The sequence below is a fragment of the Pseudomonas sp. VI4.1 genome, assembly GCF_002029345.1.
GTDB lineage: Bacteria > Pseudomonadota > Gammaproteobacteria > Pseudomonadales > Pseudomonadaceae > Aquipseudomonas.
In genome coordinates this window covers 42,013-61,436 of record NZ_MULM01000156.1, presented here as the reverse complement: position 1 = coordinate 61,436, position 19,424 = coordinate 42,013, and the positions used below count along the sequence as shown (strand labels likewise).

At 60.6% G+C, this 19,424-nt stretch carries 18 protein-coding genes and 1 pseudogene; 17 read left to right on the top strand and 2 right to left on the bottom strand.

Annotated elements, in window-relative coordinates; all coding sequences use genetic code 11:
• Positions 1 to 251: 251 nt before the first annotated feature.
• The 9 genes from puuE to BZ163_RS16675 all read left to right on the top strand — a co-directional run bounded on the left by puuE (position 252) and on the right by BZ163_RS16675 (position 8,415).
• Positions 252 to 1,178: an allantoinase PuuE gene (gene puuE, locus BZ163_RS16720; protein WP_128871836.1), complete on the top strand. Its 927-nt coding sequence runs from the start codon at positions 252 to 254 to the stop codon at positions 1,176 to 1,178.
• On the top strand, positions 1,175 to 1,690 hold the full coding sequence (gene uraD / locus BZ163_RS16715) for a 2-oxo-4-hydroxy-4-carboxy-5-ureidoimidazoline decarboxylase (RefSeq protein ID WP_128871835.1): 516 nt from the start codon (positions 1,175 to 1,177) through the stop codon (positions 1,688 to 1,690). The genes puuE and uraD overlap by 4 nt, the downstream gene beginning before the upstream one ends.
• Before the next feature lie 88 nt (positions 1,691 to 1,778).
• On the top strand, positions 1,779 to 2,774 hold the full coding sequence (gene alc / locus BZ163_RS16710) for an allantoicase (protein WP_128871834.1): 996 nt from the start codon (positions 1,779 to 1,781) through the stop codon (positions 2,772 to 2,774).
• Positions 2,775 to 2,906: 132 nt separating this feature from the next.
• Positions 2,907 to 3,410, top strand: coding sequence for an ureidoglycolate lyase (locus BZ163_RS16700; RefSeq protein WP_128871833.1), 504 nt, complete (start codon positions 2,907 to 2,909; stop codon positions 3,408 to 3,410).
• Positions 3,411 to 3,460: 50 nt separating this feature from the next.
• A complete protein-coding gene (locus BZ163_RS16695; RefSeq protein ID WP_128871832.1) occupies positions 3,461 to 4,765 on the top strand; it encodes a urate hydroxylase PuuD in 1,305 nt (434 codons plus the stop codon).
• 166 nt (positions 4,766 to 4,931) lie between these two features.
• A complete protein-coding gene (locus BZ163_RS16690; RefSeq protein WP_128871831.1) occupies positions 4,932 to 6,290 on the top strand; it encodes a nucleobase:cation symporter-2 family protein in 1,359 nt (452 codons plus the stop codon).
• A 178-nt stretch (positions 6,291 to 6,468) separates the two neighbouring features.
• Positions 6,469 to 7,254 (top strand): outer membrane protein OmpK, encoded by a 786-nt coding sequence (locus BZ163_RS16685; protein WP_128871830.1) that lies wholly within the window; start codon positions 6,469 to 6,471, stop codon positions 7,252 to 7,254.
• 1 nt (position 7,255) lies between these two features.
• On the top strand, positions 7,256 to 7,633 hold the full coding sequence (locus BZ163_RS16680; protein ID WP_128871829.1) for a hypothetical protein: 378 nt from the start codon (positions 7,256 to 7,258) through the stop codon (positions 7,631 to 7,633).
• A complete protein-coding gene (locus BZ163_RS16675; protein WP_128871828.1) occupies positions 7,630 to 8,415 on the top strand; it encodes an outer membrane protein OmpK in 786 nt (261 codons plus the stop codon). Before BZ163_RS16680 ends, BZ163_RS16675 begins: the two co-directional genes overlap by 4 nt.
• Before the next feature lie 140 nt (positions 8,416 to 8,555).
• Here the strand turns inward: BZ163_RS16675 and BZ163_RS16670 are convergent.
• Both BZ163_RS16670 and BZ163_RS16660 read right to left on the bottom strand, forming a co-directional pair.
• Positions 8,556 to 9,729, bottom strand: a pseudogene (locus tag BZ163_RS16670) (patatin-like phospholipase family protein).
• Positions 9,730 to 9,887: 158 nt separating this feature from the next.
• Positions 9,888 to 10,820, bottom strand: coding sequence for a lipid A biosynthesis lauroyl acyltransferase (locus BZ163_RS16660; protein WP_128871827.1), 933 nt, complete (start codon positions 10,818 to 10,820; stop codon positions 9,888 to 9,890).
• Between the two features lie 117 nt (positions 10,821 to 10,937).
• Between BZ163_RS16660 and minC the strand changes: the two genes are divergently transcribed.
• From minC to BZ163_RS16620, 8 genes are all read left to right on the top strand, one after another.
• Complete coding sequence (gene minC, locus BZ163_RS16655; protein WP_128871826.1) at positions 10,938 to 11,675, top strand: septum site-determining protein MinC; 738 nt, start codon at positions 10,938 to 10,940, stop codon at positions 11,673 to 11,675.
• Positions 11,676 to 11,876: 201 nt separating this feature from the next.
• Positions 11,877 to 12,689 (top strand): septum site-determining protein MinD, encoded by an 813-nt coding sequence (minD, locus tag BZ163_RS16650; protein WP_128871825.1) that lies wholly within the window; start codon positions 11,877 to 11,879, stop codon positions 12,687 to 12,689.
• On the top strand, positions 12,689 to 12,943 hold the full coding sequence (minE, locus tag BZ163_RS16645; RefSeq protein WP_007944431.1) for a cell division topological specificity factor MinE: 255 nt from the start codon (positions 12,689 to 12,691) through the stop codon (positions 12,941 to 12,943). The genes minD and minE overlap by 1 nt, the downstream gene beginning before the upstream one ends.
• Before the next feature lie 178 nt (positions 12,944 to 13,121).
• On the top strand, positions 13,122 to 13,757 hold the full coding sequence (locus BZ163_RS16640) for an RluA family pseudouridine synthase (RefSeq protein WP_128871824.1): 636 nt from the start codon (positions 13,122 to 13,124) through the stop codon (positions 13,755 to 13,757).
• 197 nt (positions 13,758 to 13,954) lie between these two features.
• Positions 13,955 to 15,244: a M18 family aminopeptidase gene (locus tag BZ163_RS16630; protein ID WP_128871823.1), complete on the top strand. Its 1,290-nt coding sequence runs from the start codon at positions 13,955 to 13,957 to the stop codon at positions 15,242 to 15,244.
• Between the two features lie 179 nt (positions 15,245 to 15,423).
• Positions 15,424 to 15,600 carry a hypothetical protein gene (locus BZ163_RS34860; RefSeq protein WP_168187374.1) on the top strand — a complete coding sequence of 59 codons (177 nt, stop codon included), beginning with the start codon at positions 15,424 to 15,426 and terminating at the stop codon, positions 15,598 to 15,600.
• Between the two features lie 77 nt (positions 15,601 to 15,677).
• Positions 15,678 to 17,834 (top strand): mechanosensitive ion channel family protein, encoded by a 2,157-nt coding sequence (locus tag BZ163_RS16625; protein ID WP_128871822.1) that lies wholly within the window; start codon positions 15,678 to 15,680, stop codon positions 17,832 to 17,834.
• 200 nt (positions 17,835 to 18,034) lie between these two features.
• Positions 18,035 to 19,372 carry an amidohydrolase gene (locus BZ163_RS16620; RefSeq protein ID WP_128871821.1) on the top strand — a complete coding sequence of 446 codons (1,338 nt, stop codon included), beginning with the start codon at positions 18,035 to 18,037 and terminating at the stop codon, positions 19,370 to 19,372.
• Positions 19,373 to 19,424 lie beyond the last annotated feature (52 nt).

The following is a 19,424-nucleotide window of genomic DNA, read 5'->3' as shown; positions in this document are numbered from 1 at the left end:
GTTCCTGACGAAGTCGCCTTCGCACCATGCAACAAAAGGACCTTCTACCCATTAGCTGACCGATCAGGCAGGTTTCTTGCTCGGTTCTTGCTCGAGCAAGCCAGGATGACCGTTAGGGAAAAATGTAAAAAAACAGGCTTACAATGTCGATATAAAGTTGTATACAATCATTCCATCGCTGTGACACCGGCCTTTCACCCCAACCAGGGCTGTCACACAACCTGTCAACACGAACAAGAAGGAAGACTGCAGTGAGCGCTGACTATCCACGCGACCTGATCGGTTACGGCAGTAACCCTCCTCACCCACACTGGCCGGGCAACGCCCGTATCGCCCTGTCCTTCGTCCTCAACTACGAGGAAGGTGGCGAGCGCAATATCCTGCACGGCGACAAGGAATCCGAAGCCTTCCTCTCGGAAATGGTCTCGGCGCAGCCGCTGCAAGGCGCGCGCAACATGAGCATGGAATCCCTGTACGAGTATGGCAGCCGTGCCGGCGTCTGGCGGATTCTGAAACTGTTCAAGGAATTCGACATCCCGCTGACCGTCTTCGCCGTGGCCATGGCCGCCCAGCGCCATCCGGATGTGATCCGCGCGATGGTCGATGCCGGCCACGAGATCTGCAGCCACGGCTATCGCTGGATCGACTACCAGTACATGGACGAAGCCCAGGAACGCGAGCACATGCTCGAAGCGATCCGCGTGCTCACCGAAATCACCGGCGAGCGGCCACTGGGCTGGTACACCGGCCGCACCGGCCCGAACACCCGTCGCCTGGTAATGGAAGAAGGCGGTTTCCTCTACGACTGCGACACCTACGACGACGACCTGCCCTACTGGGAACCGAACAACCCGACCGGCAAGCCGCACCTGGTGATCCCGTACACCCTGGACACCAACGACATGCGCTTCACCCAGGTCCAGGGGTTCAACAAGGGCGACGATTTCTTCGAATACCTCAAAGACGCATTCGATGTGCTGTATGCCGAAGGTGCCGAAGCACCGAAAATGCTGTCGATCGGCCTGCACTGCCGCCTGATCGGCCGTCCGGCGCGCTTGGCCTCGCTCAAGCGTTTTATCGAATACGCTAAAAGTCATGAACAGGTGTGGTTCAGCCGCCGTGTCGACATCGCTCGCCACTGGCATGAAACCCACCCGTACCAAGGGGCCGCGAAATGAGCCAGTTTCAAACCCTGAAACCCTCGACCCTGAGCCGCGATGCGTTTGTCGCCGCCTTCGCCGACATCTACGAACATTCGCCATGGGTGGCCGAAAAGGCCTTCGACCTGGGCCAGGACGCTTCGATCGACGAGATCGAAACCCTGCACCAGCGCATGAGCGACATCCTGTTGAGCGCCGATCACGCCAGTCAGCTGGCACTGATCAACGCTCACCCGGACCTGGCCGGCAAAGCCGCCGTCCAGGGCCAGCTGACCGAAGCCAGCACCAATGAACAGGCTGGCGCCGGTATTCACCAATGCACGGCCGAAGAGTTTCAACGCTTCACCGAGCTGAACGACGCCTACAAGGCCAAGTTCAAGTTTCCCTTCATCATGGCGGTAAAAGGCAGCAACCGGCATCAGATCCTCGCGGCGTTCGAAACGCGCATCCACAACCCGGAAGATACCGAGTTCAAATGCGCGCTGGCGGAGATCAACAAGATTGCGTTGTTCCGATTATTGACCCTATAGCGAGCCTTGCCCCAATGTTTAAAAACGCGAAGACATCCGGGGCATTGCGAGCATCCCAAGCCAACTTAATAAAAGGCAGACTAGAAGAATGAAAGCTTACGCCGTACCTTTCGAGAAGTTCGTCAACCTGGCCGACGCCCGCCTGGGCACCAAAATCATCTCGGTCACCGATGACTGGTTCGCTGATGCCAACCGCCTGTTCCAGCCGACCCCGGCGGTGTGGAAGGAGGGCGTGTTCGATGACAACGGCAAGTGGATGGACGGCTGGGAATCGCGCCGCAAGCGCTTCGAAGGCTACGACAGCGCCGTGATCCGCCTGGGCGTACCGGGTTCGATCAAAGGCGTGGACATCGACACTTCATTCTTCACCGGCAACTTCCCGCCGTCGGCCTCCCTGGAAGCGTGCTTCCTGGCCTCGGGCGAGCCGGACGCTAACACCCAGTGGACTGAAGTGCTGTCGGCCGTCGAGCTGCAGGGCAACAGCCACCACTACCACGAAATCAGCAACGACAAGGCGTTCAGCCACCTGCGTTTCAACATCTACCCGGATGGCGGCGTGGCCCGTCTGCGCGTGTACGGCATTCCATTCCGCGACTGGTCCGCTGTCGGCGACAACGAGCAAATCGACCTGGCTGCAGCCCTTAACGGTGGCCGCGCCCTCGCCTGCTCCGACGAACACTTCGGGCGCATGAGCAACATCCTCAACCCGGGTCGCGGCATCAACATGGGCGACGGCTGGGAAACCGCACGTCGTCGTACGCCAGGCAATGACTGGGTGATCGTCGCGCTGGGTCATGCCGGCGAGATCGAGAAAGTCATCGTCGACACCCTGCACTTCAAGGGCAACTACCCGGACACGTGCTCGATCCAGGGCGCGTTCGTAAAAGGCGGCACCGACAGCCAGATCGAAACCCAATCGCTGTTCTGGCGCGAACTGCTGCCGGCGCAGAAACTGGAAATGCACGCCGAACACACCTTCGCCGAGCAGATCAAGGCGCTGGGCCCGATTACCCACATCCGCCTGAACGTGTTCCCGGATGGTGGTGTGAGCCGCCTGCGGGTTCTGGGCAAGGTCGCGAAGTAATGCTGAGCCTGTAGGAGCCGGCTTGCCGGCGAAGGCGTCTGTATAGGCGGTGCAAGGCTTAAGGCCGCCTTCGCTGGCAAGCCAGCTCCTACAAAAGCAGCACCCCACACATTTGAGATTAAGAAGACCAGCATGCGCACACTGACGATTGAACCGCTGACCAAAGAAGCTTTCGCCCCTTTCGGTGACGTGATCGAAACCGACGGCAGCGATCACTTCATGATCAACAACGGTTCGACGATGCGCTTCCATAAACTGGCAACGGTGGAAACCGCCACGCCAGAGGACAACGCGATCATCAGCATCTTCCGCGCCGACGCGCAGGACATGCCGCTGACCGTCTGCATGCTGGAGCGTCACCCGCTGGGCAGCCAGGCTTTCATTCCGCTGCTCGGCAACCCCTTTCTGATCGTGGTCGCGCCACTTGGCGATGAACCTGTATCGGGCTTGGTCCGCGCCTTCCTCACCAACGGCAGGCAGGGCATTAATTACCATCGCGGCGTTTGGCACCATCCGGTGCTGACGATCGAAAAGCGGGATGACTTCCTGGTGGTTGATCGCAGTGGCACAGGCAATAACTGCGATGAGCATTTTTTCAAAGAGGATGAGCGTTTGATCCTCGCCCCCCACCAATAAGAGAAGGTCCGATCACGCGACATAAGCGTGACGGGCGAGAGGTAAGGACTGTGGAAGCACATCTGTTGGAATGGCTGAACCTCAGCGTGCGCTGGGTTCACATGATTACTGGCGTGGCCTGGATCGGTGCGTCGTTCTATTTCGTCTGGCTGGAGAACAACCTCAACCGCGTCAACCCGAAAAACGGCCTGGCCGGCGACTTGTGGGCGATCCACGGCGGCGGCATCTATCACCTGGAAAAATACAAACTGGCCCCACCGACCATGCCGGACAACCTGCACTGGTTCAAATGGGAAGCCTACTTCACCTGGTTGTCGGGGATCGCGCTGCTGTGCGTGGTGTTCTATTCCAACCCGACGCTGTACCTGCTGGCACCGGGCAGCACCCTGAGCGGTCCCGAAGGCGTGGCCATCGGTCTTGGCTCGTTGTTCATCGGCTGGTTCATCTACTCCTTCCTCTGCGACTCGGCCCTGGGCAAGCGCCCTGCCCTGCTGGGTTTCATCCTGTTCGTGCTGATCATCGGCGCCGCCTACGGCTTCAGCAAGGTGTTCAGCGGTCGTGGCGCGTACCTGCACGTCGGCGCAATCATCGGCACCATCATGGTCGGCAACGTGTTCCGCATCATCATGCCCGCGCAACGGGCACTGGTGGCGGCGATCGCCGAGAACCGCACGCCCGATCCGGCGCTGCCGGCCAAAGGCCTGCTGCGTTCGCGTCACAACAACTACTTCACCTTGCCGGTGCTGTTCATCATGATCAGCAACCACTTCCCGAGCACCTACGGCAGCCAGTACAACTGGCTGATCCTGGCCGGGATCGCGGTACTGGCGGTGTTGGTGCGTCACTACTTCAACACCCGTCACGACAGCCACAAATATGCCTGGACCCTGCCCGTGGCAGCGGTGGGCATGATTTGCCTGGCCTACGTGTCCGGTCCGAAGCCGATGTCCAGCGCCCCTGAAGTGGCCAACGCCCCGGCGAAGATCGAATACCAGCCTCTGCCGGAAACAGCAGTGGGCGGTGGTTTGAAACCGGCTGACGCAAAACCGGCCGAAGCGCCTGCCGCCGCACCGGCGCAAGCGTCCAACGCAGGTCCTGGCTTTGACAAGGTGCATAACGTGATCCAGGAACGCTGCACGGTCTGCCATTCGGCCAAGCCGACCAGCCCGCTGTTCAGCGCCGCACCGGCTGGCGTGATGTTCGACACCCCCGAGCAGATCCGCCAGAACGCCGCGCGGATCCAGGCGCAAGCCGTCACCAGCCAGATCATGCCACTGGGCAACATCACCCAGATGACCCAGCAGGAACGTGACCTGATCGGTGCGTGGATTGTGCAGGGTGCTCCTACCCAATAATCGTTGAAAAGCTTCGCCGGCAAGCCAGCTCCTACAGGTCATGCAAAACCCTGTAGGAGCTGGCTTGCCGGCGAATGGCCGCGCTGCGGTCCACCTGTTTCAAAAAACAGCTGCCAGCAGCACTGCGGCTGTCAATCACAAGAATAAAAAAGATCCGAGGTGTTGCATGTCCGAGCTATCCGAAGCGCGCATCCCCGACGCACCCGCCATTCAACGTTTGCCCCTGTTGCAACTGATCCTGGTCGGCCTGCAACACGTTTTGCTGATGTACGGCGGAGCCATCGCCGTGCCGCTGATCATCGGTCAGGCCGCTGGCCTGAGCCGTGAAGAAATCGCCTTCCTGATCAACGCCGACCTGCTGGTCGCCGGGATCGCCACCATCGTCCAATCGCTGGGCATCGGCCCGATGGGCATCCGCATGCCGGTGATGATGGGCGCCAGTTTCGCGGCTGTCGGCAGCATGGTGGCCATGGCCGGCATGCCGGGCATCGGCATGCAGGGAATCTTCGGCGCGACCATCGCCGCCGGGTTCTTCGGCATGCTCATCGCACCGTTCATGTCCAAAGTCGTGCGTTTCTTCCCGCCGCTGGTCACCGGCACGGTCATCACCTCGATCGGTTTGTCGCTGTTTCCCGTGGCGGTGAACTGGGCCGGTGGCGGTGCTGGCGCCGCACAATTCGGCTCGCCGATTTACCTGGCCATCGCGGCCCTGGTACTGGCCACCATTCTGCTGGTTCATCGCTTCATGCGCGGTTTCTGGGTCAACATTTCCGTGCTGATCGGCATGTGCCTGGGCTACGTGATCTGCGGCTTGATCGGCATGGTCGACCTCAGCGGCATGGCCCAGGCGCCGTGGCTGCAAATCGTCACCCCGTTGCATTTCGGCATGCCGAAGTTTGAGCTCGCACCGATCCTTTCGATGTGCCTGGTGGTGGTGATCATCTTTGTCGAGTCCACCGGGATGTTCCTCGCGCTGGGCAAGATCACCGGCCAGGAAGTCTGCCCGCGGATGCTGCGTCGCGGTCTGCTCTGTGATGCCGGCGCCTCGTTTTTCGCCGGGTTCTTCAACACCTTCACCCACTCCTCGTTCGCGCAGAACATCGGCCTGGTGCAGATGACCGGCGTGCGCTGCCGCTCGGTGACGATTGTCGCCGGCGGTTTGCTGGTGGTGCTGAGCCTGCTGCCGAAAGCGGCATTCCTGGTGGCGTCGATTCCACCGGCGGTATTGGGCGGTGCGGCCATTGCCATGTTCGGCATGGTCGCCGCCACCGGCATCAAGATTCTCCAGGAAGCCGACATCGGTGACCGTCGCAATCAGTTGCTGGTTGCCGTCAGCATCGGCATGGGGTTGATCCCGGTGGTGCGTCCGGAATTTTTCGCCCACCTGCCGCTGTGGATGAGCCCGATCACCCACAGCGGCATTGCGATGGCCACGCTGAGTGCGCTTTCGCTGAACCTGCTGTTCAACATCCTCGGTGGCGCCGAACGCGCGGCCATCAACGACTGCCACGCTCCCCCGCACTGACACCACAACCCCCTGTAGGAGCCGGCTTGCTGGCGAAAGCGGTGTGTCAGACGACATTGATGGCGGATTTGCCGGCCTCTTCGCTGGCAAGCCAGCTCCTACAAAAAAAGCAAGCCCCACCAGCCAGAGGTCAGTGGCTGCCTGTGCCTCGAACAATAACAACAAGAGGGAGCAACAGATGATCCGGACACACACAAGCGTACTGTTGAGCGGTGGTCTTTTGGCCGCCAGCCAGGCCATGGCCGGCGATCTGCTGCTGTGGCAGACCAACAGCCTGAGCTACCTGTACGGCAAGCACTTCGCGATCAACCCGGCGATCCAGCAGACGGTGACGTTCGAACATGCCGACAGATGGAAATATGGCGACAACTTCCTGTTCGTCGACAAGGTCTTCTACAACGGCGAACAAGACCGCAGCAAAGGCCGCCACGCCTTTTACGGCGAGTTCAGCCCGCGTCTGTCCTTGGGCAAGATCCTCGACCGCCGCTTCGAATACGGCCCGATCAAGGATGTGTTGCTGGCCATGACTTACGAGTATGGCGAAGGCGAAAGCGAGGCCTACCTGATCGGCCCCGGCTTCGACCTCGCGGTGCCGGGCTTCAACTATTTCACCCTGAATTTCTATCACCGCCAGACCGAAGGCCCGCGCCCCGGCGACGGTGTCTGGCAGATCACTCCCGCCTGGTCCTACAGCATTCCACTGGGCAAATCGGACCTGTTGATCGATGGTTATCTGGACTGGGTGGTGGACAACGATCAGAACTCGCGCGGCACCTACCACGCCAACCTGCACATCAACCCGCAGATCAAATATGACCTCGGCAAAGCCTTGGGTTGGGGCCAGAAGCAGTTCTATGTCGGCACCGAATACAGCTACTGGAAAAACAAGTACGGGGTCGAAAACAGTTCGAACCTGGACACCCATGAAAGCACTGCCAGCCTGCTGGTGAAGGTGCATTTCTAACATGGCCCGCAACCGTACCCCCATCCTGCGGTCGGTGCGTTGTTGCGGGGCACTTGAGACCAGGCCAAGGAGTCAGTATTCTCCGCGGCCGCCCGAATCCGCTTTAAAAAAAAGCCCGGATTTAATTCCTGACCAGAAAGCCAACTTATCCCGGCTCTGGACGGTATCAAGGCCATCCAAAACTCCTCTCAATCGACTGTTTTCGAGCAGCCGAGCGGGAGTTTTTGTGCGTTGCGAAAGCCTTGGCGCAGCGCTTGCCAACAGCGATGAAGCTGACCGATTGGACGAATTTTTACAGCTTGAGAAAAAGGTGCCAGACCAGAGCGCCGACCTTAGAAAAATAACGTGGAACACCAACTTTTTGGGAGCAACCGAATGAAACGTACGTGCACTAGCCTGATGCTCGCGGGATCTTTGCTGGCCGGTGGCCAGGCCATGGCCGGCGACTTGCTGCAATGGCAGAACAACAGCCTGACCTATCTGTATGGCAAGGACTTCCAGGTCAACCCGCGCATTCAGCAGACCGTCACCTTCGAACATGCCGACGCCTGGACCTATGGGGATAACTTTTTCTTCGTCGACAAGATCTTCTACAACGGCGAAAAAGACTTCAATGCCGGCCCGAACACCTATTACGGTGAGTTCCAGCCGCGTATTTCCCTGGGCAAGGTCCTCGACCAGAAAATCGAATTCGGCCCGATCAAAGACGTCCTGCTGGCCATGACCTACGAGTTCGGTGAAGGCGATACCGAGTCCTACCTGATCGGCCCGGGTTTCGACCTGGCGATCCCGGGTTTCGACTACTTCCAGCTGAACTTCTATCAGCGCCACACCGAGGGCAGCCGTGCGGGCGACAACGTCTGGCAGATCACGCCGGTGTGGTCCTACACCATTCCCGTGGGCAACTCGAACATCCTGATCGATGGTTTCATGGACTGGGTGGTGGACAACGACTCCAACGCCAAAGGCGATTACCACGCCAACTTGCACTTCAACCCACAGGTTAAATATGACCTGGGTAAAGCGCTGAATTTTGGTGAGAAGCAGTTGTATGTTGGGGTCGAGTACGACTATTGGTCGGATAAGTACGGGATCAAGGACAGCCAGGTGTTCAAGACCGATCAGAGCACTACCAGCTTCCTGGTGAAGTTGCACTTCTGATCATTGCCTGGCGTGGCGTCTGTGAGGACGCCTTCGCGGGCAAGCCCGCTCCCACAGGGTTTGGTGTCGTACGCCAGTCAGGTGGACGACACAAAACCCTGTGGGAGCGTGGCTTGCCCGCGATGGCCACGCCGCCGATCTCAAGCCGTAACCACAGGCTCCGCCAACCCGAGAAACCGGGATAACTCACCCCGCTTGGCCAACGCATCCCGCCGCCCCAGGTCAATCAACTCGCTGCAATACCCCGCCTCGAACAGCAGATAACTCAACACCCCCGCCCCGCTGGTCTTGGTCGCCCCCCGGCCCGCGCAGGAACAGGCGCAGCGCCGCCGGTAATTCCTGGCGGTGGCGCGCGGCGATTTCGTCGATCGGCTGGCTCGGCGATATCACCAACACCTCTACCGGTGCCTCGCCGAGCGCGCGGGTCGGGGTGCCATCGGGCAGCAGATGACTGAACTGATTTAGACGCTGCAGCAACTCGATGTCGCTTTCCAGGCTGTCAATGAACGTGCTGTTGAGCATGTGCCCGCCGATCTGCGCCAGGGTCGGCTGCTGGCCGGTGTAGGCCCGTTGCAGCGGCTGCTGCGGGTCGACGCCGCGGGGGTTGCCGCTGACACCCACCACCAGGACGCGGCTGGCGCCCAGGTGCAGGGCCGGGCTGATCGGTGCCGATTGGCGTACCGCGCCATCGCCGAAATATTCTTCGCCGATTTTCACCGGGGCAAAGAGCAAGGGAATGGCGGAACTCGCCAGCAAATGTTCGACCGTCAACTGAGTCGGCACGCCGATTCGTCGATGGCGCAACCAGGCGTCGATGGTGCCGCCGCCCTGATAAAAGGTCACTGCCTGGCCGGACTCGTAACCGAACGCGGTCACCGCCACTGCCTGCAGCTGCTTCTGCGCAATGGCTTCGTCAATCCCGGACATGTTCAATTTGTCGTTAAGCAACCCGCGCAGCGGCGAACTGTTGAGCAGGGCCACTGGAACCTGTGCGCCGATGCCCATCAGGTTGTGACTGACAAAACGGCTGGCCTGATGGATCACCCCGGGCCAGTCGCTGCGCAGTACCAGGTGACTGCGAAAGCCCTGCCAGAACGCGGTAAGCGCTTCGATGGCGCCGCGAAAATCCATCGCCCCACTGGCCAGGCTGACCGCGTTGATCGCCCCGGCCGACGTGCCGACGATCACTGGAAACGGATTGCTTGCCCCCACCGGCAGCAGTTCGGCAATCGCTGCCAGCACACCGACCTGATAGGCCGCCCGGGCCCCGCCACCGGAAAGAATCAAGCCTGTGACCGGTTCAACGGGACTCATGGCAACACTCCAGGCTGCTGGATCGGATTGTCATTGCTCCAACCCTGTCTAATACAATACCTGTAGGAGCTGGCTTGCCAGCGAAAGCGGTGTGTCAGCCAATGAAGATGTTGAATGAAAAATCGCCTTCGCTGGCAAGCCAGCTCCTACAGGATCGATCAATCGCGTTTTGCGTACAGTTTGGGCTCGCCCGGCGGACGGCTCTTGAAGCGGCGATGGGCCCACAGGTATTGCTGCGGACAGTCGCGCAACACGCCTTCGACCCATTGATTAATGCGGATGCAATCGGCCTCTTCGGACTCGCCGGGGAAACCTTCGAGCGGCGCATGGATCACCAGTCGATACCCGCTGCCATCCGCCAGGCGCTGCTGGGTGAACGGCACCACCAGCGCCTTGCCCAGCCGGGCAAACTTGCTGGTGGCCGTGACGGTCGCGGCCTGAATGCCGAACAGCGGCACGAAGATACTTTGCTTGGCGCCGTAGTCCTGGTCCGGTGCGTACCAGATGGCCCGGCCGGCCCGCAGCAGCTTGAGCATGCCACGCACATCGTCGCGCTCCACCGCCAGCGAGTCGAGGTTGTGCCGCTCGCGACCGCGGCGCTGGATGTAGTCGAACAACGGATTCTTGTGCTCGCGGTACATGCCATCGATGGTGTGTTGCTGGCCGAGCAGCGCCGCGCCGATTTCCAGCGTGGTGAAATGCACGGCCATCAGGATCACGCCCTTGCCTTCGCGTTGCGCCTTTTGCAAATGCTCCAGCCCTTCGACATGCGCCAGTTTCGCCAGGCGCTCGCGCGACCACCACCAGCTCATGGCCATCTCGAAGAAGGCGATGCCGGTGGAGGCGAAGTTTTCCTTGAGCAGGCGCTTGCGCTCGGCAGCGGTTTTTTCAGGGAAACACAGCTCGAGATTGCGCTTGGCGATGCGCCGTCGGTCGCCGGCCACTCGATACATCAATGCACCCAGGGCGCGACCGATACTCAGCAATGCCGGATACGGCAACTGGATAATCAGCCACAACAGCCCCAGCCCGCACCACAGCGGCCAGAAACGCGGAGAAATAAATGCTGTTCGAAAACGCGGGCGATCCATTAAAGCTTCCGTCAAGACAGTGGCCGGGCATTCTACATCGTTCGACCCGGCTTGCGGCCCGCGGGCGTTCTCGTTATAAGTCTCGGCACTTTTAGTGACAAGCCGTTGTATGCCGACATGAGCAAAATCGATCCGCTAGACCAAGATCCCGTGTTCCAGTTGAAGGGCAGCATGCTTGCCATCACGGTGCTGGAACTGGCCCGTAACGACCTCGAGAACCTCGATCGGCAACTGGCCGCCAAGGTGGCCCAGGCGCCTAACTTCTTCAGCAACGCGCCGTTGGTGCTGGCCCTGGATAAACTGCCGCCCCACGAAGGCGCCGTCGATCTGCCCGGCCTGATGCGCATTTGCCGCCAGCACGGCCTGCGTACCCTGGCGATCCGTGCCAGCCGCATCGAGGACATCGCCGCCGCCATCGCGGTCGACCTGCCGGTGCTGCCACCGTCCGGCGCCCGGGAACGCGCGCTGGACCCAAACGAAGGCGAGGTGAAGAAAAAACCGGAGAAACCGCCGGAGCCGACGATCAAGCCGACCAAGATCATCACGTCGCCGGTACGCGGTGGCCAGCAGATTTATGCCCAGGGTTGCGATCTGGTGGTGGTCTCGTCGGTCAGTCCCGGGGCGGAACTTCTCGCCGATGGGAACATCCATGTATACGGCCCGATGCGCGGTCGTGTGCTGGCCGGGGTCAAAGGCGACACCAAAGCCAGGATTTTCTGTCAGCAGATGAGCGCTGAACTAGTCTCCATTGCAGGCCATTACAAGGTGTCGGAGGACCTGCGTCGCGACCCTTTGTGGGGCTCGGGCGTGCAGGTCAGCCTGTCGGGCGATGTGTTGAACATCATTCGGCTTTAACGGATACTGCCGCATTTTCCAAGCATCTCTAAAACGTAGCGAAAACGGCTCAAACGAAGTAGGAAAAAGGCTACAAGCAGTGTTTACCGTAAGTAAGTGCCGCTCTGAACCGGATTCCAGCCAAGGCTGTCCGACTGCAGTAGTTTTTCAAGAGATGTTTTTCAGGGGCTAAAAGTCCTTTTTCCTTAGGGGTGAAACACCTTGGCCAAGATTCTCGTGGTTACATCCGGCAAGGGTGGTGTGGGTAAGACCACCACCAGCGCCGCTATCGGTACCGGCCTCGCTCTGCGTGGTCACAAAACAGTCATCGTCGACTTCGACGTCGGCTTGCGTAACCTCGACCTGATCATGGGTTGCGAACGTCGCGTGGTGTATGACTTCGTCAATGTCGTGAACGGCGAAGCCAACCTGCAGCAAGCGCTGATCAAAGACAAACGCCTGGAAAACCTCTACGTACTGGCCGCCAGTCAGACCCGCGACAAAGACGCGCTGACTGTCGAAGGCGTGGAAAAAGTCCTGATGGCGCTCAAGGCAGACTTTGAATTCGTTGTCTGCGACTCCCCGGCCGGTATCGAGAAAGGTGCTCACCTGGCGATGTACTTCGCCGATGAAGCGATCATCGTGACCAACCCGGAAGTGTCGTCGGTACGTGACTCGGACCGCATGCTCGGCCTGCTGGCCAGCAAGTCGCGCCGCGCTGAAAAGGGCGAAGATCCGATCAAGGAACATTTGCTGCTGACCCGTTACAACCCACAACGGGTCAGTGACGGCGAAATGCTCGGCGTCGAAGACGTCAAGGAAATCCTGGCGGTCACCCTGCTGGGTGTCATTCCGGAATCCCAGGCGGTTCTCAAGGCATCCAACTCCGGCGTGCCGGTAATCCTCGACGATCAGAGCGACGCCGGCCAGGCGTATAGCGATGCGGTCGATCGTCTGTTGGGTAAAACCGTGGAACATCGCTTCCTCGATGTCACGAAGAAGGGATTCTTCGAGCGCCTGTTTGGAGGTAGGTAATGAACATTTTTGACTTCTTTCGTGCCAACAAGAAGCCAAGTACCGCCTCGGTAGCGAAAGAGCGTCTACAGATCATCGTGGCGCATGAACGCGGCCAGCGCAGTACGCCGGACTACTTGCCAGCCTTGCAGAAGGAACTGGTGGAAGTGATCCGCAAGTACGTCAATATCGGGTCCGATGACGTGCACGTCGCTCTGGAAAACCAGGGCAGCTGCTCGATTCTGGAACTCAATATCACCCTGCCTGACCGCTAGTCGATCAGAAAGGAGCCACGGCGGCTCAGGCTCTTCGGGCCTTTGTGGGAGCGAGCTTGCTCGCGATGGTGTATCAGTCGACATCAATGTAGCTGACACACCTTCGCGAGCAAGCTCGCTCCTACAAAGGGCGTTGGAGGCCTGAGCCGCCGTTGGCGTTTGTTACGAGGCTGTTTTAATGCCGTTGTCCAACATCCGCATCATCCATCAGGACGCCGCCGTACTGGTGGTGGATAAGCCGACCCTGTTGCTCTCCGTCCCCGGCCGGGCTGACGACAACAAGGACTGCCTGATTACCCGCCTGCAAGAAAACGGCTACCCGGAAGCGCGAATCGTCCATCGACTGGATTGGGAAACGTCCGGCATCATTCTGCTGGCCCGTGATCCGGACACCCATCGCGAGCTGTCTCGGCAATTTCACGACCGTGAAACCGAAAAAGCCTACACCGCACTGTGCTGGGGTCAACCGGAACTCGACAGTGGCAGCATCGACCTGCCCCTGCGCTACGACCCGCCGACCAAACCACGCCACGTGGTGGACCATGAATTCGGCAAGCATGCCCTGACCTTCTGGCGCGTGCTGGAACGTTGCAGCGACTGGTGCCGCGTCGAGCTGACGCCGATCACCGGCCGCTCCCATCAACTGCGCGTGCACATGCTGTCCATCGGTCATCCGCTGCTGGGTGACGGGCTCTATGCACACGAACAGGCCCTGGCCGCCTGGCCGCGCCTGTGCCTGCACGCCAGCATGCTCAGCTTCACCCATCCGCAAACCGGCGAACGCTTGCGATTCGAATGCCCGGCACCGTTCTAGGCGGAACACACACCAACCTGCAGGAGCGGGCTTGCCCGCGAAGGCGGCGGCACAGGCAACATCATTGTTGAACTTGAGTCAGCTTTCGCGGGCAAGCCCGCTCCCACAGGGATCACCTGCAGACGCAACACCGTCAGCCCACCGCCAATTCTGTGACCAATACGTTAAACTGGCGCCATTGCTGTCTGGAGCTACTTATGCGCGAAGAGTTGAACCAAGGCCTGATCGACTTCCTCAAGGCCTCCCCTACCCCGTTTCATGCCACCGCCAGCCTGGTACAGCGCCTGGAAGCGGCGGGCTATCAACGCCTCGACGAGCGCGAGCCATGGACCACCGAAACCCATGGTCGCTACTACGTCACCCGTAACGACTCTTCGATCGTCGCCATCAAGATGGGCCGTCATTCGCCGCTGCACGGCGGGATTCGCCTGGTCGGCGCCCACACCGACAGCCCTTGCCTGCGGGTCAAGCCCCAGCCGGAACTGCAACGCCAGGGCTTCTGGCAACTGGGCGTGGAAGTCTATGGCGGCGCGCTGCTGGCGCCGTGGTTCGATCGTGACCTGTCGCTGGCCGGCCGCGTGACCTTCCGCCGTGACGGCAAGGTCGAGAGTCAGCTGGTCGACTTCAAGGCACCGATCGCCACGATCCCGAACCTGGCCATTCACCTCAATCGCGAAGCCAATATGGGTTGGGCCATCAACGCCCAGACCGAGCTGCCACCGATACTCGCGCAATTTGCCGGTGACGAACGGGTCGACTTCCGCGCCGTGCTCACCAACCAGCTCGCCCTGGAGCATGGGCTGAACGCCGACGTGGTGCTGGATTACGAGCTGAGCTTCTACGACACCCAAAGCGCTGCGATCATTGGCCTGCATGGCGACTTCATCGCCGGTGCGCGCCTGGACAACTTGCTGTCGTGCTACGCCGGCCTGCAAGCCTTGCTGACGACCGAGACCGACGAAACCTGCGTGCTGGTCTGCAATGACCACGAAGAAGTCGGCTCCAGCTCCGCCTGCGGTGCCGATGGCCCGATGCTCGAGCAAACCCTGCGTCGCCTGCTGCCTGAAGGTGATGAATTCGTAAGGACCATTCAGCGATCCCTGCTGGTCTCGGCCGACAATGCCCACGGCGTGCACCCCAACTACGCCGACAAGCACGACGCCAACCACGGCCCGAAACTCAATGCCGGCCCGGTGATCAAGGTCAACAGCAACCAGCGCTACGCCACCAACAGCGAAACCGCCGGGTTCTTCCGCCATCTGTGCATGGCCGAAGAAGTCCCGGTGCAGAGCTTCGTGGTGCGCAGCGACATGGGCTGCGGCTCGACCATCGGCCCGATCACCGCCAGCCACCTGGGCGTGCGCACCGTCGACATCGGCTTGCCGACGTTCGCCATGCACTCGATCCGCGAGCTGTGCGGCAGCCATGACCTGGCGCACCTGGTCAAGGTACTGAGCGCGTTCTACGCCTGCCGCGAGTTGCCGTAGCCCCGCATTACCCTGTAGGAGCGAGCTTGCTCGCGAAGAACCTGAGAGCGCCCGGGCTGTCAGGTTTCAAGCGTTATCGTTCAAGCCCATCGCGAGCAAGCTCGTTCCTACAGACATCACCTCCGGTTGCGCAAAAGCCACCTAGACTTCAATCATCCCCTTCGACAAGGCAGTCGCTCATGATCACGATGTCTTCGTTCCACGCCATGCTGATCCCGATCCTCGCCGGGATGATCATACTGGCGATCGGCTTCAATTTTCGCGACAAGAACCTGGGCGTATTCGCGATGTGGATCGGCATGCTGACGATTCTCGCCACCGTGGTGTTCAAGATCCTCGCCAAACTCAACGAATAAATCCTCTACCCCGGCTCGCATTGATTTTGGCAGGCTCGTACACTCGCTCGATCCGCTCATCCGAGGTTGACCGCCTAGTGTTCGCTCGTCTTTTTGCCCTGCCATCCCTCCTCCTCGTCTGCCTCATGACGCTGCTGCCGTTGGCCCCTGCCCAGGCAGTCGGCTTGCCGGGCATGCTCGGCGGTTCGGCGAAATCCCAGCCAGAGGCGCAAGAACCCCTGGGGCAGTCCCTGGACGAAGTCATCAAGTCGCTGGAGAACGATCAGCAACGATCCAAGTTGCTGACCGACCTGAAAAAGCTGCGCGATGCCACCAAAAAGGCCCAACCCGCCACCGAACAGGGTGTGCTCGGGCTGATCGGTGGAACGCTTGCCAGTCTGGAGAAGCAGTTTTCCGGTGCAGACAGCCCGCTCACGCGCTGGTCCGAAGAGTACGATCTCGCCAGGGACGAACTGAACGCCTTGATCGTGCCGGCCAATGAATGGCTGCCGATCATCTTTGCCTTTGCCATGATTCTGATGGTCTGGAGCTTGCTCGCCGCCGTGCTTATCTGGCTCAGCCACCGTGTGCGCATGCGCTTCGGCCTGACCGAAGAGTTGCCGCAACATCCCAGCGCCCTGGACATGCTGCGCTTCGCCTTGCGCAAACTCGGGCCGTGGCTGATTGCGCTGGTGATGACGGTCTACATGAGCTACGCCCTGCCCTCGTCATTGGGCAAAAGCCTGGCCATGGTATTGGCGTATGCGCTGGTGGTCGGGACCTGTTTCTCCGCGATCTGCGTCATCGCTTTTTCCGTACTCGACGGACCGCACCGCCACCGCGCCCTGTATATCCTGCGCCACCAGGCCTTTCGGCCGTTGTGGCTGATCGGCAGCTTCGCCGCGTTCGGTGAAGCCTTGAGTGATCCGCGACTGGTCGAAAGCCTCGGCACGCACCTGGCGCACACCGCGGCAACGATTGCCAACGTCCTGGCCGCGCTGTCCACCGGACTGTTCATTCTGCGCTTCCGGCGCCCTATCGCTCACCTGATCCGCAACCAGCCACTGTCCCGACGCCTGACCCGCCGCGCGCTCAGCGACACCATCGATATCCTCGGGACCTTCTGGTACATACCTGCCCTGGTGCTGGTGGGTATTTCGCTGTTCGCCACTTTTGTTTCAGCCGGCGACACCAGCACGGCGCTGCGCCAGTCGCTGATCTGCACCGTGCTGCTGGTGCTGTGCATGGTCATCAACGGGCTGGTGCGCCGTCACTCGCTCAAACCGCAGCGAGGCGTGAAGCGGCATGCGCTGTACTCCGATCGCCTGAAAAGCTTCTTCTACACCCTCGCCCATCTGCTGGTGTGGCTGGCATTCATCGAGCTCGGCCTGCGGGTCTGGGGCCTGTCGCTGATCGCCTTCACTGAAGGCGAAGGCCATGAAATCAGCGTCAAACTGTTCAGCCTCGGCGGCACGCTGATTTTTGCCTGGCTGATCTGGATTCTCAGCGACACCGCCGTGCACCACGCCCTCACCCGCTCGCGCAAAGGCCTGGCCAACGCCCGCGCGCAGACGATGATGCCGCTGATCCGCAACGTGCTGTTCGTGGCCATTTTCATCATCGCGCTGATCGTCGCCCTGGCCAACATGGGCATGAACGTCACGCCGCTGCTGGCCGGCGCCGGGGTGATCGGCCTGGCCATCGGTTTCGGTGCCCAGTCGCTGGTCGCCGACCTGATCACCGGGTTGTTCATCATCATCGAAGACTCCCTGGCCATCGACGACTACGTGGACGTCGGCGGCCACCTGGGCACCGTCGAAGGCCTGACCATCCGCACCGTGCGCCTGCGGGACATCGACGGCATCGTCCACACCATTCCGTTCAGCGAAATCAAAAGCATCAAGAACTACTCGCGGGAATTCGGCTACGCCATCTTCCGGGTGGCAGTGCCTTCGAACATGGACATCGATAACGCGATCAAACTGATGCGCGAAGTCGGGCAGAAGATCCGCACCGATCCGCTGCAACGGCGCAATATCTGGTCGCCACTGGAGATCCAGGGGGTCGAGAGTTTCGAGTCGGGCAACGCAATCCTGCGCGCCCGGTTCAAGACCGCGCCGATCAAGCAGTGGGAGGTGTCACGGGCGTTCAACCTGTCACTCAAGCGCCATCTGGATGAGGCCGGCTTCGATCTGGCGACGCCACGCATGAGTGTGCAAGTGATCACGGCAGGGGGCGGCCAGGTGCCGCAATAGCACTTAACGCCAGCACTCGGGTGACCTTCATCGATTCCCCCCCGACACCGCAACCCTTGTAGGAGCTGGCTTGCCAGCGAAGGCGTCCATTCAGTCAATGAATGTATCGATTGACCCACCGCTTTCGCTGGCAAGCCAGCTCCTACAGGGGACCGTGTTGGCACTGAAGCAAAAAAAAACAACAATCATGGAGATTACCCATGCAACTGACCCGCATTGCCCAAACTTGCATGCTGACCCTGTTCGGCGCACTGGCCGGCCACGCCGGCGCCGATACCCTGGAAGGCGCGCGCACGCACATTGCCGAACAGGCCAAGGCCCTGGAACCCGAGCTGCTGGAAACCCGCCGCGATATCCACGCCCACCCGGAACTGGGCAACACCGAACAACGCACCTCGCAATTGGTCGCCAAACAACTGCGGGCCATGGGCCTTGAGGTGAAAACCGGCGTCGCCCGCACCGGCGTGGTGGCCATCCTCAAAGGCGCCCTGCCCGGACCGACCGTGGCGTTGCGCGCCGACATGGATGCGCTGCCGGTCAAGGAAGTCTCGGACCTGCCTTTCGCCTCGAAAGCCAAAGGCACCTACCTCGGCAAAGAGGTCGACGTGATGCACGCTTGCGGCCACGACGCGCACACCGCCATCCTGCTGAGCACGGCGAAAATCCTCACCGGCATGCGCGACACCCTGCCCGGCACGGTAGTGTTCTATTTCCAGCCGGCAGAAGAAGGCCCGAGCGATTTTATCCCCGACGGCAAAAACACCTGGGGCGCGAAAATGATGATTGAAGAAGGCGTGATGGAATCGCCGAAACCGGACGCGGTGTTTGGCCTGCACGTCTGGGCGGGTGTCCCCGCCGGCCGGATCGCCTATCGCCCTGGCCCGACCCTGGCCAGCTCCGATGACCTGCGCATCAAGATTCTCGGCAAGCAGACCCATGCCGGGCGCCCGTGGGACGGTATCGACCCGATCACCGTCGGTGCGCAAACCATCGTCGGCCTGCAAACCGTGGTCAGCCGCCGTACCGACATTTCGTCCTATCCGTCGGTGGTCAGCATTGGCACGATCAACGGCGGCACCCGCTACAACATCATTCCCGAGTCCGTGGACATGAGCGGCACCATCCGCTCCTACGACTATGCCATCCGCCAGAAGCTGCACGCCGACGTACGCCAGACCGTGGAGAAAATCGCCGAAAGCGGCGGCGCCAAGGCTGAAGTGACGATCATCGAGAAGTATGACCCGACGATCAACAACCCGGCGCTGACCGAGAAAATGCTGCCGACCTTGCGCTGGGCAGCCAAGGACGATGTGGTGCAGGGGCCGTTGGTGGGTGGCGCCGAAGACTTTTCCTTCTACGCCAAGGAAGCGCCGGGGTTGTTTGTATTCCTGGGGGTCACGCCCAAAGACCAGGACATGAGCAAGGCGGCGCCGAATCATAATCCGGGGTTCTTTGTCGATGAGGCGGCGCTGGTGGTCGGCGTGCGGACGCTGGCGTCATTGGCCACGGACTATCTCTACGCCAACGCCAAACCCTGAGGCAAAACCCGGGCATAAAAAAATCCCCGAACCAGTCGGGGATTTTTTATGT